This window comes from Alicyclobacillus sendaiensis NBRC 100866, assembly GCF_001552675.1.
Lineage (GTDB): Bacteria > Bacillota > Bacilli > Alicyclobacillales > Alicyclobacillaceae > Alicyclobacillus > Alicyclobacillus sendaiensis.
Map to the genome: position 1 here is coordinate 25,779 of NZ_BCRQ01000020.1, position 15,704 is coordinate 41,482.

General features: G+C 63.2%; 13 protein-coding genes. 8 read left to right on the forward strand and 5 right to left on the reverse strand.

The window, feature by feature from the left end:
- Positions 1-8: 8 nt before the first annotated feature.
- The 3 genes from AS26_RS05830 to AS26_RS05840 all read left to right on the forward strand — a co-directional run bounded on the left by AS26_RS05830 (position 9) and on the right by AS26_RS05840 (position 2,622).
- Positions 9-815: an MBL fold metallo-hydrolase gene (locus AS26_RS05830; protein ID WP_062307105.1), complete on the forward strand. Its 807-nt coding sequence runs from the start codon at positions 9-11 to the stop codon at positions 813-815.
- 78 nt (positions 816-893) lie between these two features.
- Positions 894-2,090 (forward strand): S1C family serine protease, encoded by a 1,197-nt coding sequence (locus AS26_RS05835; RefSeq protein ID WP_245629641.1) that lies wholly within the window; start codon positions 894-896, stop codon positions 2,088-2,090.
- A 52-nt stretch (positions 2,091-2,142) separates the two neighbouring features.
- Entirely contained in the window at positions 2,143-2,622 is a 480-nt protein-coding gene (locus AS26_RS05840) for a 23S rRNA (pseudouridine(1915)-N(3))-methyltransferase RlmH (RefSeq protein ID WP_062307110.1), read from the forward strand.
- Positions 2,623-2,682: 60 nt separating this feature from the next.
- On the opposite strand, the gene AS26_RS05845 is transcribed toward AS26_RS05840, so the two are convergent.
- Positions 2,683-3,600, reverse strand: coding sequence for a LysR family transcriptional regulator (locus AS26_RS05845; protein WP_062307113.1), 918 nt, complete (start codon positions 3,598-3,600; stop codon positions 2,683-2,685).
- A 106-nt stretch (positions 3,601-3,706) separates the two neighbouring features.
- On the opposite strand from AS26_RS05845, the gene AS26_RS05850 reads away from it, so the two are divergent.
- The gene (locus tag AS26_RS05850; protein ID WP_062307116.1) at positions 3,707-4,816 is read left to right on the forward strand and encodes a TDT family transporter; all 1,110 of its coding nucleotides are present in this window, start codon (positions 3,707-3,709) and stop codon (positions 4,814-4,816) included.
- A gap of 237 nt (positions 4,817-5,053) precedes the next feature.
- The gene (locus AS26_RS05855) at positions 5,054-7,132 is read left to right on the forward strand and encodes a putative bifunctional diguanylate cyclase/phosphodiesterase (RefSeq protein ID WP_169793473.1); all 2,079 of its coding nucleotides are present in this window, start codon (positions 5,054-5,056) and stop codon (positions 7,130-7,132) included.
- Positions 7,133-7,153: 21 nt separating this feature from the next.
- Here the strand turns inward: AS26_RS05855 and AS26_RS05860 are convergent, their stop codons facing one another.
- Positions 7,154-7,915, reverse strand: a complete 762-nt coding sequence (locus tag AS26_RS05860) for an SDR family oxidoreductase (protein WP_062307121.1) — start codon at positions 7,913-7,915, stop codon at positions 7,154-7,156.
- Between the two features lie 34 nt (positions 7,916-7,949).
- Positions 7,950-8,627: a J domain-containing protein gene (locus AS26_RS05865; RefSeq protein WP_245629639.1), complete on the reverse strand. Its 678-nt coding sequence runs from the start codon at positions 8,625-8,627 to the stop codon at positions 7,950-7,952.
- Positions 8,628-8,833: 206 nt separating this feature from the next.
- Between AS26_RS05865 and AS26_RS05870 the strand changes: the two genes are divergently transcribed.
- The 3 genes from AS26_RS05870 (at position 8,834) to AS26_RS05880 (ending at position 12,232) form a co-directional block, all read left to right on the forward strand.
- Complete coding sequence (locus tag AS26_RS05870; protein WP_062307155.1) at positions 8,834-9,529, forward strand: HlyD family secretion protein; 696 nt, start codon at positions 8,834-8,836, stop codon at positions 9,527-9,529.
- Between the two features lie 12 nt (positions 9,530-9,541).
- The gene (locus AS26_RS05875) at positions 9,542-11,452 is read left to right on the forward strand and encodes a DHA2 family efflux MFS transporter permease subunit (RefSeq protein ID WP_062307124.1); all 1,911 of its coding nucleotides are present in this window, start codon (positions 9,542-9,544) and stop codon (positions 11,450-11,452) included.
- 171 nt (positions 11,453-11,623) lie between these two features.
- Positions 11,624-12,232 (forward strand): nitroreductase family protein, encoded by a 609-nt coding sequence (locus AS26_RS05880; RefSeq protein ID WP_062307132.1) that lies wholly within the window; start codon positions 11,624-11,626, stop codon positions 12,230-12,232.
- Between the two features lie 58 nt (positions 12,233-12,290).
- Here AS26_RS05880 and AS26_RS05885 read toward each other — a convergent pair whose 3' ends face one another.
- Together AS26_RS05885 and AS26_RS05890 are read right to left on the reverse strand one after the other, a co-directional pair.
- Positions 12,291-14,261 (reverse strand): glycoside hydrolase family 127 protein, encoded by a 1,971-nt coding sequence (locus tag AS26_RS05885; protein WP_245629640.1) that lies wholly within the window; start codon positions 14,259-14,261, stop codon positions 12,291-12,293.
- A 67-nt stretch (positions 14,262-14,328) separates the two neighbouring features.
- The gene (locus AS26_RS05890; protein ID WP_062307139.1) at positions 14,329-15,561 is read right to left on the reverse strand and encodes an MFS transporter; all 1,233 of its coding nucleotides are present in this window, start codon (positions 15,559-15,561) and stop codon (positions 14,329-14,331) included.
- Between the last annotated feature and the right edge of the window lie 143 nt (positions 15,562-15,704).

The window sequence follows — 15,704 nt, forward strand, 5'->3', positions numbered from 1 at the left end:
GTGGGCGCGTGGAATTCTGCGTCCTGGCGAGCGGAAGCAATGGAAACAGCCTGTACCTGGAATATGGCGAGACCCGCATCCTGCTCGACGCTGGGCTGAGCGGCAGACAACTGGAGGCGCGACTGCGCGCCCAGTGCCAGCGAGAGCTGCGCGATCTCACGGCGGTCCTCTTCACCCACGAGCATGACGATCACGTCAAGGGGCTGGTTCAGCTCGCGAAGAAGAGCCAGGCACCGCTATACATGACCGAGGGTACATACGCCGGCCTGCCGGCCAAGGCGCGGCTCGACGAGCCGGATCGCGTCGTACATATTCGGGCGGGAGAACCGTTTGACCTGGGCGGGGTGCGCATCACGCCGTTTGCGGTGTCGCACGACGCGGAGGAGCCGGTCGCGTTCCGCTTCGACACGGCGGAAGGCAGCCTCGCGGTGGTGACCGATCTTGGCTACGTGAGCGATCGGCAGCGAGAACTGCTGCGAGGCTGCGACGTGTACGTGTTGGAGACGAATCACGATACGGAAATGCTTCGCGCGGGCCCTTATCCGTGGCACCTCAAGCGGCGCATCCTCGGCGACAAGGGGCATCTGTCGAATGTCGACGCGGCCTACGCGCTGATCGACATCTTGGCCGATCAACCGGCGCACGTGTACCTTGCGCACTTGAGTGGGGAGAACAATCTGCCGGAACTCGCCGAATTGACGGTAGAACAGATTGTGCTCGACGCGAGGCCGGAGTTGGCGGATCGACTTCGCCTGCACCGGACGAGCCGCCAGGCCCCCTGCGCAGCGATGAAAATTTCCCGGGCAACCGTATGATGCCAGACGTTCCCGTTCACACTACCCTCAGCACAGCGCGAGGATGGATACGCGTGAGGGGGATGAGCTGTGAGGGGGATGCGCGAACTCCGCTGGAAGCGCACCTGGGCGATGCTGTCCGTGGCCTTTGTGTCGTGCGGCGCGGGGGTGGCCGCGGGACTTGCGGCATCGCGGCTCGAGCCAGCCATCATGGCGCCTGCGCCCCCGCAACATGTCGCCGTTCGGGCCGTGGATGCGGCGGCGGACCCGGAGAGCGTGGTGAACCTCTCTACGGGCGTCACGCAGGCGGTGAAGCGCGTCGAGCCGGACGTCGTCGGCGTGGAGAACTATCAACTCGTCTCCAACTTCTTCTCCCAGACGTCGAAACTGCAGGCCACGGGACTCGGGACGGGCGTGATGTTCTACAAAGACGAGCGGCACGCGTACATCGTGACGAACAATCACGTGGTGGAAGGCGCGGCCAAGGTGGACATCGTGGTGGACCCGGGCAAGCATCACGACGCGGACGTGGTGGGGACGGATCCGTACACGGATTTGGCCGTGCTGCGCGTGCCGGCGTCGGTGTTTCGCGGCATCGAGCCGGTCACGTTCGCGGACTCGAGCCGGATTGAAGCGGGCGAACCCGCCATCGCCATCGGGACGCCGCTCGGCTTGGATTTTGCGGATACGGTGACGAGCGGCATTGTGAGCGCGAAGTCGCGCCTCATGCCTGTGCAGGATGAGGCGACGGGGCAGACGCTCGACTACCAGACGGTGATCCAGACGGACGCCGCCATTAATCCGGGCAACAGCGGCGGCCCCTTGCTCAACATCCGCGGCGAGGTCATCGGCATCAACAGCTGCAAAATCGTGGCGCAGAATTTTGAAGGCATGGGATTCGCCATTCCTTCGAACGAGGTGAAGGTCGTCGCGAAGCAGCTGATGGAGAAGGGGCACGCCGTGCACCCAGCGCTCGGCGTGGAAGGATACTCGCTCGCGTCGCTGCCGCAGCAGATGTGGCCCGACGTGCCGGTGGACTACGGGGTGTGGGTGAAGCGGGTGTCCTCGCCGGAGGCGCGCGCGGCCGGAATCAGGCCGGGGGACGTGATTGTCTCGTTCAATGACCGGACCGTCCGAACCATGGCGGAACTGAGAACCGCGCTGTTTCAGACGCACCCGGGCGATGTGGCGGTGGTGCGCGTGTATCGGGGCGACAAGTTGATGGCGCTCCGCGTGAAAATCGGACAGATGGGGACGAGACCCACCATTGCGCCGGCGCTCGACTTCGCGCGCTAGGCAGGGCGAGCGCCGGCGGGTGACCTGGCGTCCCCACAGGGAGGGGACGGACGTGCGGGTGGCCGTGGTAGCGGTGGGCAAAATTCGAGAGAAATTCTGGCTGGAGGCGCTTCGCGAATACGAGAAGCGCCTTTTGGCGTACGTGGACCTCGAGGTGGTGGAGGTGGCCGACGAGCCGGACGTCGAGGAGATGTCGCCCGGCGAGGTGGAGGCGCTTTTATCGCGCGAGGCGGATCGCATCGAGCGGCGGCTCCGCCCAAGGGACGGTGTCATCGCGCTGGACATCGAAGGCGAGGCGCTGTCCTCGGAATCGTGGAGCGAGCGATACAACAGGCTGTGCGCCGCTTCGTACGGGCGGCTGGTGTTTGTGGTGGGGGGATCTCGCGGACTGCACCCGCGCATCAAGCGGCGGGCGGTCTTCCGCTGGAGCTTCGGTCCCATCACCTTGCCGCATGCGCTCGCGCGCGTCGTGCTCCTGGAACAGCTGTACCGCGGCATTCGGATTCTCCGCGGCGAGCCATACCACAAGTGACCGACCTAAGCGGCGCGTGCGGAGGCGTGCGGGGTGCGCCGTGCCGCGGCGCGTGCCTCTTCATGCGCCGGTCAGACTCGGGTTCTCGGGCGATCCGTGTTCCATGAGAAAGCTGTACAAGAGCTTCGCCGCCTTCGTCTCGAACGCCGATTTCGGCGTCACGATGGAAAAAGTCCGCTTCACCGGTGCGCACGGAATGGGGAGGGCGCGGAGCATCCCCCACGTGAGTTCGCGTGCCACCACCCAGCGCGACAGGCACGCGAGCCCTAGGCCCGCGGCGACCGATTCTTTGATCACCTGGCTGCTCGTGTATTCGACGAGATCGCGCGGCTGGATGTCCAGCTGGGCAAAGAGGCGATCCGTCATCTCCCGCGTCCCAGATCCAGGCTCGCGGATGAACCAGGTGGCGCGCTCCAGCAGCGCGCGATCCGGCGCTTCGACCCACCAGGGCGAGGCAGGGCTTGCCACCACGAGCATTTCGTCCTCCGCAAACGGCGTGAGCACGACTTCGTCCTCGACCACGTCCTGGCCTTCGACGATGCCGATGTCGAGATCGCGCGTGGCCACGCCATGGGCGATGGTCTGGGTGTTGGCAATGGACACGGACGGCTTTACCGCGGGGTACGCCTTTCGAAACCGCGCGATGACGTGCGGCAGGACATATTCCCCGTAGGTCAGGCTGGCGCCCACGTGCACCTGGCCCGCCGGGACCTCCTGCATATCCGCGATGAGCCGCTCCATGCGGCGGTACAGGGCGAGGATTTCCCTGGCATGCTCATACACAATCTTTCCGGCTGGATTCACCTGCAATCGCCTGCGGCCGCGATCGATCAGGCGGACACCGAGGCGCTGTTCGAGCGTCTGAACGTGCTGGCTGATGGCCGGCTGACTGATGTGCAGCTTTTCGGCGGCGCGGGTGAAGCTGTTCTCCTCCACGACCGTGACAAACACGCGCAACTGCAGATCCAAGCGCTCCACATCCCATCAACATAAGTTATTCTTATAGTCTACATCAAGAAGATGTATTTCCCCTAATGCAAGTCACCTCATACCATGGAAGTTGACATGAGTGGGAGGTGACGGAATGCACATCATACGTCAGTTCGGCGTCAACTGGTTTACGACCGTCATGGGCATCGGCATTGTGGCGGCGCTCACCTACACATCGCCCATTCACCTGCCGTTCCAGCACGTGGTCGGCGAGATCCTGTTCATCTGCGTCAATGTGGTCTTCGCCTTCGCCTTCGCGATGTGGCTTTTGCGCTGGCTCTTGACTCCGGACGCCGCCATCGACGACTTCCGGCACCCGGGCCGGGCATTGTTCTACGGCGCGTTTGCGATGGGCATCAACGTCGTCGGCAACGATTACTTCCTCATCGGCACGCATATGATGCCGAAGCACGCGGCCATCGTCACGAGCTTCGTCATCTGGCTCGCCGGCGTCGCCGCATCGGTGTTCTCCGTCATCGTGATCCCGTATCTCCTCTTCACCGAGCACAAGGTGGAGCGCGACGAGACGGTGGCCTCCTGGCTGATCCCGCTCGTGCCGCCCATCGTCGCAGCGGCCACCGGGACCAACCTGATTCCCTACGCGGGCGGCCCCGCCGCGCAGTTTTCCATGGCCAGTGGCATTCTCGCCCTGTTTGGGATGACCTTCTTCCTGTTCATTATGACGAGCGCCCTGGTGTACTCGCGCCTCGTCTTTCACAGGCGGCTGAGCGGCCAAGAGGCGCCGACCTTGTGGATTGAGATTGGCCCCATCGGGATGGCCATGGGAACGTTCTGCGGCATTCCGCTCAACGCTCCGCACGTCTTCGGACCGTATGTCGGCGGTTTGCGCGATCTCGGCGCCGTCTTCGCCATCGCCATGTGGGGCGTGGGCGTCTGGTGGATCCTGCTCTCGGCGCTCTACACGTTCCTGCATCTGTCGCCGAAGGGCGACGGGCTGCCCTTTCACCTCGGCTGGTGGAGCTACGTCTTCCCCATCGGCAGCTTCACCAATGGGACGTACGCGCTGCACCGCCTGCTAGGCCATCCTTTCTTCGCCGTGGCCGGTTTGGTCCAACTCGGGATTCTGTGGCTGTGCTTTGTCATTGTCATCGCGCGCACGATACACGGTGTGGTCGCAGGGCACCTGATTCAGTGGCGGCGCGATCACGCCCATCGTGCGGAACTCAAGGCGCGGCGCGCTTGAAATGACCGATACAGGTTATTTTAGCGCCGCTTCCGGATCCAACAGACACTAGTCAGGCTGGCAGGATAAGCAGTATAATCGTTAGAGAACTCTTAGGAATCCGCGTTGGCCGACGGCACGCCCTTGTGCCGCCGGACCAGCGGGATTTTGCGTGTTTGGCTCTGCGTCTGCCCCGAAAGGCCCGACGACATGGTCCGGTGGGGACTTTTTATGTTTCCGAATGGATGGGGAGTCCTGGTGCATTCACGTTCTCCGCAATCCGGTGATGAACACGGTCTGCAAACACGTCAGCTCGAAGATTGGCTCGTCCGGGAGGCGCCTCTCGCCGTATTCGGCGTGGACCGGGACAACCGCGTGAACCTCTGGTCGAGCCCGGCCGCGCGCATGCTGGGATGGGAACGCGACGAGATTTTGGGCAGCGCAGCTCCCTTCTGGTGGGCGGACGGCGATTTCGAACGATATCTCGGCGAGATCGAACAACGCCGCCGCGTGAACGGCCGCCTGGTCAAATGGCGGACGAAGGCAGGCATCGCCTTGGAGTCGGAGACGTGGGCGTGGTCGACCGGCGCAGGCGGGCTCGTCTTCGTGGTGACGGACCACGTCCGCGATACGGAGATGTACGCCGAAGTGGCCCAGTCCAGAAACTTCATGGAGCGCATCGCAGACGCGGCGGACATCTGCTTGTTTGCCTACGACGTCGGCTCGAATCGGCTGATCTACGCTTCCAAGGCGTGCGAGGCGATGTGCGGCTATTCGAGCGACGAACTCGTGCAGAACCCACACCTCTGGCTCTCCTTGGTCCATCCGGACGATCTCGCCGTCGCCACCGAACCGGTTCGCACGGGCTCCGGCGGGCGCAGCGAGTACCGCATTCGCCACCGGAACGGCACCGAGCGGTGGGTCGCCGTCCACTTGTATCCGCACTTCGGGCCGGACGGGCAGGTCACCTACCTCGAAGGGCTCGCCATGGACATCACGGATCGCAAGATTCACCAGGTGGAACTGCAGCGGCTCGCGTTCACCGACGCCCTGACGCACCTGCCGAATCGCCAGCAGTTTGAGCACGATCTCCGCGAGGCGGTGGCGCAGGCGGAGCGGCGAGGGGAGAAGCTCGCCGTGTTCGTCCTCGACTTCGACGGTTTCAAGTACGTGAACGACACCTTCGGCCATCAGTTCGGCGACGCGACGCTGCGCGCCATCGCCGAGCGCCTTCAACAGACCCTTCGCGGGCGAGCCAAGGTGTATCGCATGGGCGGGGACGAATTCACGGTCATCCAAGCCGGGATCGGCGGCGAGGCGGAGGTCCGGGAGACCGCGGCGCGGTGCCTGGACGCGTTTCGTGAACCGCTCCACGTGATGAACGAATGGATCCCCATGGGCATCAGCATCGGCGCCGCCATCTATCCGGATCACAGCCGCGATGTCGACACGTTGCTCCGATATGCGGACATCTCGATGTACGCGGCCAAGGAGCAGGGCGGACACCGGCTGTGCCTGTACAGCGAGAGCGGGGACAGCGCCATCCATAACCGGCTGCTCCTCCACAACGCGCTCGCGAAAGCGTTCGATCGCGGCGAGTTTTCCCTCGATTATCAGCCCATCTTCGACGTGCGCCGCGGCGTGTGGGTGGGCGCCGAGGCCCTTTTGCGCTGGCACTCGCCGGAGCTGGGGTTTGTTCCCCCGGGGGTGTTTGTGCCGTTTGCGGAACAGTGGGGCATGATGCAGGAGATAGGCGCTTGGGTGCTCCAGACGGCGTGTGAGACGGCCGCGCGGTGGCAGCGGCAGAACCGCCGCCTGCGCGTGTCCGTGAACGTGTCGCTTTCGCAGATGGCGGATCCGCGGTTCCTGGACGGCGTCGCGGACGCCCTTCGGCGCGCTCAGTTGTCCCCCGGGCACCTGCAGCTCGAGGTGCATGCGAGCCTGCTCGCGCAGTACGCGGATCTCATCGGGGATCTCGCCCAGGAGCTCGATCGCCTGGGCGTCTCCGTCGCCATCGACGATTTCGGCCACGGCGAGGCGGTGCTCGCGGCCCTGTCGGCCGGATCGTACGACGCCATCAAGCTGCACCCGTCGCTGTTGTCCGTGGCGCCCGAGGGAGAGCGCCAGGAACGCCTGATGGCCGGCGTGGTCCGCCTCGCGCACGATCTCGGCATGCGCGCCATCGCCGAAGGGGTGGAGCGGCGGGAGCAGGAAATGCTGCTCGCCCGCACCGGGTGCGACGAGATGCAGGGATTTTGGAAGGCGCGCCCGGCCCCCGCCGATGACCTGGCCGATTGGAGCAAGCGCGTCGCGGCGGAGGAGGGGGACACGGTCTGAGCGCGCCTCCGGGGACGGGCATCAGAAGTTCGGATTTCTCGACCGGAAGCCGGCCCACATCTGCTCGGCCGCGCTCTGCAGTTCCCGAGGCACGAGGGAAAGCCTGCGTTCCGCGTCCCCGTAGCCAATCTCCTCGGCGCCTGCCTCCAGTTTTTCGAACACGCCGTCGGCGAAGTCGTCGACCGGCACACCGAAGGTGTGAAGGCCAGGCCCGCCGAGATCCGTGTTGACCGCGGGCGGGACAATCTCGATGACCTCCACCGAGGTACCCCGAAGCTGCAGGCGAAGCGACTGGGTGAAGGAGCGGAGGCCCGCCTTCGTGGCGCTGTACACCGGTGCCCACGCCGCAGGCGCCAGCGCGAGGCCCGAGGTCACGTTGACCACGGCTGCGCTCGGCTGTTCGAGCAGGTGCGGCAAGGCCGCGAGTGTCAGATGCACGGGCGCATCGAAGTTGATGGCGATCTCGCGCTCGTAGTGTTCCCACGGCTCCGCCGCGCGCCGCACGTTGACGTGTTGCTGAATGCCTGCGTTATTCACGAGCACATTCCACTCGGGATGCGCCTCGTTCATGTAGGCCAAAAGGCGCGCCCGCTCGTCCGGCAACATGACGTCGCAGCGCACCGTGATGAGTTCCGGGTAAGCGGCTTTCGCCTCGTCGAGCTTTTCCTGTCTGCGCCCGCAGATGACCACCCGGTTGCCGCGCGCGAGAAAGCGGGCGGCGAGTGCGAGCCCAATGCCGTTCGATCCGCCCGTCACAAGGATGGTATTTCCGTTCCATTTCACCTTTCGTTCACTCCCAGCGAAGTTCCGTGTCGCATCAGGATTCCGCGTCGAGTGTCATTTTGGTCAGCAGATACAAAAGCTGCATACCCCCGAGCATCCCCAGGCCCAAGAAGGTCATGAGTGCCAGCTTCGAGCCAAAAAGTCCGGTCAAGATGGCGCCGCCCATCGTGCAGATGGTGAACAGGCCCACGCCGAGCACCGTGTAGAGCGAGACGGGCCGATTCCGCCCAGGACCAGCCGTCCACTCAAAGCCCGCGAGGCGCCAGGGGATGCGCAACAGAAACCGGCCCTGAGCACCGGTGGCCTGACGGGAAACGTCCTCCGGCGCTCGCTGCGCTTCGTTCGCCTGTGTCGTCGCCGTCTCTCGGTAGGCTCCTTCCGATCCGTCGAAGTGAAGGAGAAGGTCGTAGCGCTTGCGGGCTTCCGGCTCGGACAGCGTGCGGTAGGCGTCCTGGATCCGCCGAAAGTGCCGTTCCGCCATGGCGCGGTCCCGGTCTTTGTGGACGTCCGGATGCCAGTGCTTCGCTGCTCGCCGATAGGCGGCCTTGATCTGGGGCAACGTGGCGTTCTTCGGCACGCCGAGGATCTCGTAGTGCGTGAGGGCCAACGGGGCTTTGCATCTGCCGCAGCGGCACAAAAAGCCGTAATCCAGTCGGATGCGGTTCACCGCCCGGCAGGACGCGCATTGCTTGATGACCATCCATTCGCTCACGCGGAGCCCAGCCTTTCGCCAGAAGAATGGCATTCTACGTCCATTGTACCACGCTTCGTACACAGAACTGAAACAATTTCCACTCCAGGCGCTTGACTCATACACCTAAATAGGTTAAATATACATAGTGGTTAAAAGGTCGAATCTCTAAAATGATCGCGGTGCATGGTGAGGGCGCCGAGATCGACAAGAGAGACGAGGAGGAGATGTCCAACATGAGCGCTAACGCGAACCCCACGCCGAACAATTCGAGCGCCACGTTCCGCAGGATGATCCTGGTGAACTTGATCATCCTCATCGTGCTCATCGCTGCAGCCATCACAGGCTATTACTTCTACAACCAGTCGACGTTGTATCTCAAGACGGATGACGCGCAGGTCGCAGGCAACCAGATTGTCGTGTCCGCGCCGGCGAGCGGCAAGCTCATCAACTGGCAGGGCACCAACGGCTCGACGTTCAGCGCGGGCGACGAGATCGGCGAGATTCAGACGCAGGTCGGCAATAAGACGGTCGACGTGCCGATTGACATGCCGGCCAACGGCACCATTGCGCAGAACGAGGTCATGAACAACGAATTCGTCGCCGCGGGCACGCCGCTGGCGTACGCGTACGACATGAACCACCTGTACATCGTGGCGAACATCAAGGAGACGCAGCTGCAGAACGTCAAGGTGGGTGACCAGGTGGACGTCTGGGTCGCCGGCAAGGCGGGCTCCATCAGCGGCACGGTGACGCAGATTGGCGATGCGACGGCTAGCACGTTCTCGCTGCTTCCGGATCAGAGCACGACTGCGGACTACACGCCTGTGACGCAGGTCGTTCCGGTGGAGATTTCGATTGGCACCACGGCGGGCAGTGGCTTGGTTCCTGGTATGAGCGCGACGGTTCGCATCCACAAGTAAGAGGTGAGGCGTATGTCGAACGATTCGCTGCAACCGACCGCGTCCCAGGCGGTCGTGCCGGCCTCGCCCAACGCGCCGAGTCACGCGCCAAGCGGTGAGGCGGCGCACGGACATCCGCATCGGACGCCCATCATGATTGTGATGATCTTTGGTGCGTTCGTTGCCATTCTGAACCAGACGCTGCTCAATGTGGCCCTGCCGCACCTGATGTCGGCGTTCAACGTGGACGCCAACACGGTGCAGTGGCTCGCGACTGCTTACATGCTGACGAACGGCGTGCTGATTCCCATCACGGCGTTCCTGATGGGGACGTTCACGACGCGGCAGCTGTTCATCTCGGCCATGTCGCTGTTTCTCGTGGGCTCGTTCCTGTGCGCCATCGCGCCGAACTTCGGCGTGATGGTGTTTGGCCGCATCGTGCAGGCGTCGGGATCGGCCGTGATGATGCCGCTTTTGATGACGGTCATTCTCGAGCTGTTCCCGCCGCAACAGCGCGGACGCGCCATGGGCACAATGGCCATCGCGATGTTCTTCGCGCCGGCCGTGGGTCCGACGCTCTCGGGGTGGATTGTGACCAACTGGTCTTGGCGCTGGCTGTTCTGGATCATCATTCCGCTCGCGTTCATCGACATCATCCTGGCGGTGGCGGTGCTGCGCAACGTCTCGAAACCGGTGCGGCCCAAGCTCGATGTCCCGGGCTTTCTGCTGTCCATCGTCGGGTTTGTCAGCCTGCTGTACGGGCTGAGCGAAGCGGGGAGCAAGGGCTGGGGCAACGCGACCGTCGAGGTCTCGCTTATCGTGGGCGGCGTGTTCCTCGTGTTCTTCATCCTTCGCGAGCTGACGGCGAAGGAGCCAATGCTCGATCTGCGCGTGTTTAAATACGACGTGTTCACCATGACCACGATCGTGGGATGCATCGTGAACATGGCGATGTTCGGCGCGATGATCCTGATGCCCATCTATCTGCAGGACATCCGCGGCTACACCGCGCTGCAGTCCGGCCTCATGATGCTGCCGGGGGCCATCCTGATGGGCATCATGTCGCCCGTCTCGGGCGCCATCTTCGATCGCGTCGGCGCTCGCCCGCTCGCGGTGGTGGGTCTCGCCATCACGACGGTGACGACGTGGGAGTTCACGAAGCTGAACGCGCAGACCGGCTACGGCCATATCATGCTGCTGTACACGCTCCGCATGTTTGGCATGTCGCTGCTCGCGATGACGGTGCAGACCGCCGGCCTGAACCAGCTGCCGCGGCACCTGTACCGCCACGGCACGTCGGCAGCCAACACGGCGCGCACGGTGGCCTCGTCGGTCGGCACGGCGGTGCTCGTCACCATCATGACGGATCGCGCAAAGGTGCACTACGCCAACTTCCAGAACACAGTGACCGTGAACAATCACTACATCTACACGATGTACCAGACCATGGTGGAGTACTTCATGATCCACCTGCACAACTCGCTGCAGGCGGCTGAAGAACTGGCTCGGTACGTGCTCTACGGCCTCGCGGAGCAGCAGAGCACCATCATGGGCATCAACGATGCGTTCTGGTGGGCGACCTGGGCCAGCTTCGTTGCGTTTGTGTTGGCGTTCTTCATCCGCCGGCCGAAGCTGGCGCAGGCGGCCGCGGCCGGCGCTGGCGCCGTGACCATGGGGCGTGCGCAGGCCGAAGCGGCACCCTCGACTTCTGAGCCCGCTGCGCTCGGCGGCGCGCATCACGCGGAAGGGCCGGTGGAGCAAGCGCTCGAGCACGACATCCAGATTGTGGACAGCGTGGCGGAAGCCGAAGAAGTGGTGGACGCGCTGCCGGAAGAGTCGCCGCGCGAAGCCGAGCAAGATGCGGCGGCCGAGTCGCCGGGTGACGAGCCAACAGACGAAGATTCGCCCTCGGACGTGGAGGACGAGCCACAGCCGGTGAAGTGACGCTCGGGCGTCCGAGGACAGGCAGAGCCACAAGGGGCACGCCCCTTGTGGCTTTCGCCATGATCGACGACCGGTGCGGGTGATTTTCACATGCGCCTGGGCTACAATGGATAGGCTTCCGGGTGATATCCTGCTTACGAATTCAAAGAGAAATGAGTGGAGGGAAAGCACATGCCTGTGACGACGGAGAAGGGATTCCTTGACGCCATTCGAGATCGCCGCTCGATTCACACGGTCGGAAAGAAATCTCCGCTCGCCGATCACGAGCTTGAGCAAATTCTCGCGGACATCGTGAAGCACATGCCGTCCGCGTACAATTCGCAGTCCACGCGCCTCGTGCTGCTCCTCGGCGCGGCGCACGAGAAGTTCTGGGACATTGTCCACGACGTGATGCGCGCGGTGGTGGCCCCAGAGCAACTGGACGCGGTCTCCGCGCGCCTCGGCGGATTCCGGGGCGGCTACGGCACGGTGCTCTTTTTTGAGGATCAGGCCGTGATCGAGTCGTTTCAGCAAAAGTTCCCGGCCAACCAGGACAAGTTCCCGGTCTGGGCCGAGCACACCAACGCTATGCACCAGTACGCGGTCTGGGTGGTGCTCGAGGCGTATGGCTACGGCGCGAGCCTGCAGCACTACAACGTCGTGGAGGATCGCGTGAAGGCGGAATGGAAGCTGCCTGCGACATGGCGGCTCGTGGCGCAGATGCCGTTTGGCTCGCCGGAAAACGCGCCGCGTGACAAGCAGATTCAGCCCGTGGAAGAGCGGTTCAAGGTGTTCAAATGACGCATCGCCCCCGGCAGGCCGAAGCGCCTGCGGGGGCCTTTGAGTCTTAGCGCCGCCTTCAGCGCCACCTGAGCCAGACGCGCATCTCGCCCTGGCCGCGGTTTCCCCAGAGGAAATACGGGATGGCGCGGATCTTCACCCTCTGCTCCTGGCGAGCCTCCTCCGTGGCCGGCCGGTACAGGGCGCCATCTCCAAACGCCGCCTCGTCGCGCCGAAACGCGTCGCATTCCAGCGCAATGGCATCCACGCCTGCAATTCGGCAAGGCACCTCCGCCAGCGGCGCGTCGAGATCGACGGACAGCGCGGCGAGGTTGGGGCCGTGATCGGCCTCCTCGACGCAGTACACCAGTGGGCCGCGCTCGATGGCCACCATGCCGCTTGCGGCGCGGAGCTCGGGATGAGCCATCACGAAACGCGCGCGCATCGGGAACTCCAGGGAAATCTCGTCCCCGTCCGCAAACGTCCGCTCCAGGACGGCGTACCCGTGTTCCATTCGCACGTCCGTGATCGGCAACTGCTCGCCATTCAACCGGATGACCGGATCACCCGCACACCACGACGGCATGCGCACCGCGAGGGAGAAGTGGCGCGATCCGTCCGGGCACCTGAACCGCAACGTGGTCCGCCCCTGCCAGGGCACATCCGACCGCTGTTTCATCTGCACGTGCCCACCGTCCACGCGCCACGCGATGTCGCTCCCGATGTGCAGGTGCACATAGAGCGTCCGGCGTGTTTCGTCCCACGTGTACACGTAATCGCCGAGGCTCATCAGAAGCCGCGCCACGTTTGGCGGACAGCAAGCGCAGCCAAACCACGCCTGCCGCGTGGGCCTCACGTGCCGCCGATCAGGATTGGCCTCATTCGCGCGCGGCCAGATCTCGAGCGGGTTGACGTAGCAGTAATGCTTGCCATCCTGGGCCATGCTGCCGATGACCGTGTTGTAGAGCGCGCGCTCCATGACGTCGGCGTACTCGGCGCGGGGGGCGAGATCGAGCATGCGCTTGGCGAAGAAGATGAGACCCACCGATGCGCACGTCTCCGCATACGCGGTCTCGTTCGGAAGATCATAGTCACACGTGAAGGCCTCGCCCTGATGGGTCGATCCGACGGCTCCCGTGATGTACATCTGGCGCCGCGTGACGTCTTTCCACAGCCGCTCGCAGGCTTGGGCCAGCGTGTCGTCGCCCGTGAGTTTCGCGACGTCCGCCATAGCGGTGTACATGTACATCGCGCGCACCGCGTGGCCCACCGCCACGTCCTGCTCACGCACCGGTTTGTGCGCTTGGTAATAGGCGAGATCCGGCTCCTTCATCCACGGCCACCAGAATGACTTTCCCCCTCGCTGCTCCCATTCTTGCAAGAAGAAATTCGGTTCCGTGCCGCGGGCGTCGAGGAAGTAGCGAGCGAGATCGAGATAGCGCTTCTCCCCCGTGGCGCCGTACAGTTTCACGAGCGCGAGCTCAATTTCCTGGTGCCCATCGTAGCCGTGAATCTGGCCTTCACCTGGCCCGAAGGTGTCGGCGATGAGATCGGCGAAGCGGCACATCGCGTCGAGCAGCTTGCACTTGCCCGTCGCCTCGTAGTAGCTGACGGCCGCTTCCATCATGTGGCCCGCGCAGTACAGCTCGTGGCAATCCATGAGGTTGGTGAAGCGCTTGCCTGGCTCCTGAATCGTGAAGTAGGTGTTCAGGTAGCCGTCGGGCTGCTGCGCAGCGACGACGAGATCGATCACGTCATCCGCCATCTGTTCCAGCGCCGAATCGCGCTTGGTCTTCAGGGCGTGGCCCACGGCTTCGAGCCACTTCGCCACATCGCTGTCCTGGAACACCATGCCCGTAAAGGTACCGGACTCAAGGCCAGCGGCGATGCGGAAATTGCGGATGGCACCGCTCGGCTCCACGCCGGGGACGCGATCGTTCAGGATGTCGTACTGGTAAGGCAGGACGGTTTCGCGCACGAGTTCCTGATAGCGAGACCAGAAGGGGGACTGAAGTTGTACGGATGAGTGATTGGCGGTTCGAGCGACCAAGCCACCACTTCCCTTCGGATGAATGTATAACATTTGAGCTCAACGTAAACTAATTTGCGCGAAAAGTCTACTGAACGGGATGAGTTGGCGTGGGTCTGGTCAAGCGGCGGGCGGCTTCAACGCAAACCATACTTGCAGCCATCACGATGGCGGTCCAGACGGCGGTCGAACGGGGGTGCCAGGCGTACAGGTAGCCCGCTATTGCGCCGGCGGGTGAACTGCAGAGTAGGATGAGTGTGTTGAGCACAGCGAGACTTGTGGAGCGTTCGCTGTCGTCAAGCGCGTTGGCCACCATGGACTCCACAAACGGATTTGCAAACACCGTGCCAGCAGCCGCCAGGGCGGTCGACATGAGTGTTGGCGCCAACGAACGCGGTGGAGACATGCATAGAAGCAGGGCGGAGACCGTGAGGAGCGCCAGCCCGAGGTGCATCCACCGGTAGCCATGATGGTCCTGGAATCGCGAGGCCCATAACACGAGGCAAATCGCCATCACGAGGGACGAAAGGGCAGGGAGTGTGCCCATCAGCCAGGCAGGAATCATGAGGCCATCCATCTGGTAGGCGGGGATGAACGTGGAGCGAATGGACGCCTGAATATTCCACAGGACGTAAAGACTGAACAGCCAGAACAGGTTTCTGTTCTGTTGAATCGCGCGGATCACGCGCCCCATACGGCGAATCTCCTCCGATAGATTCCACGGCCGCGCTTCCGCCAGGCGTTGAAGTCCAATGGACGTCTCGCGGAGTCCTAGGTGCCTGAGGACAATCATCAGCGTCATGCTCACAAACGCGTATGTGTACAAGATTCGCGTTGCGGGCACCAAACCTAGACGGTGCACGAGGTAGCCTGATAGCGGCGCCAAAAAGCCAGCGACGGTCGAGACTACCTGCAACAGCGTGAAGACGCGCGTTCGCTGGAGAGGGGGCGTGTCCTCGGTGAGCAAGCAATACCATGCCGTCGTCGGAATGCGTTGCAATCCGTTCAGGAGAAATGCAAGGCCAAATCCAATCCAGGTGTGCGAAATGGCCCAAAGGAGTGTCGCACACGACCAACTGAGGACGTCGAACACCCACAGAGCTGTACGGCGCCCCATTCGGTCTGTGAGATATCCGCTAGCCGCGGCAGATATCATTTGAACGACCAAGTTCATGGTCGTAAACCACCCGAGTTGCACGCTCGACAGGCCCTGTTGCAACATGTAGACGGACGCATATGTGGTATACATGTTGTAGGGAATCACAAAAAGAGGCTCAGCCACAATACAGGTCACGGCGTTTTTCGGGAGCTTGAGAGCCAATCGTGTTACCCCATTTCGCGCAAAGCAACGGGTTTGTCATATCGAATGCGATTTCGATGTACGTTCTAGTTTGACTCTATCGCAACGAATGCTGTCTGGCCAACTTCAAGTTTGAGAAATGGTGATGCAAACATGGCTTCTCC

Excerpts from the sequence above, each read along its gene's own strand:
- AS26_RS05880 (WP_062307132.1), top strand. The coding sequence starts at position 11,624 with ATGCCTGTGACGACGGAGAAGGGATTCCTTGACGCCATTCGAGATCGC.
- AS26_RS05870 (WP_062307155.1), top strand. The coding sequence starts at position 8,834 with ATGTCCAACATGAGCGCTAACGCGAACCCCACGCCGAACAATTCGAGC.
- AS26_RS05875 (WP_062307124.1), top strand. The coding sequence starts at position 9,542 with ATGTCGAACGATTCGCTGCAACCGACCGCGTCCCAGGCGGTCGTGCCG.
- AS26_RS05850 (WP_062307116.1), top strand. The coding sequence starts at position 3,707 with ATGCACATCATACGTCAGTTCGGCGTCAACTGGTTTACGACCGTCATG.
- AS26_RS05835 (WP_245629641.1), top strand. The coding sequence starts at position 894 with ATGCGCGAACTCCGCTGGAAGCGCACCTGGGCGATGCTGTCCGTGGCC.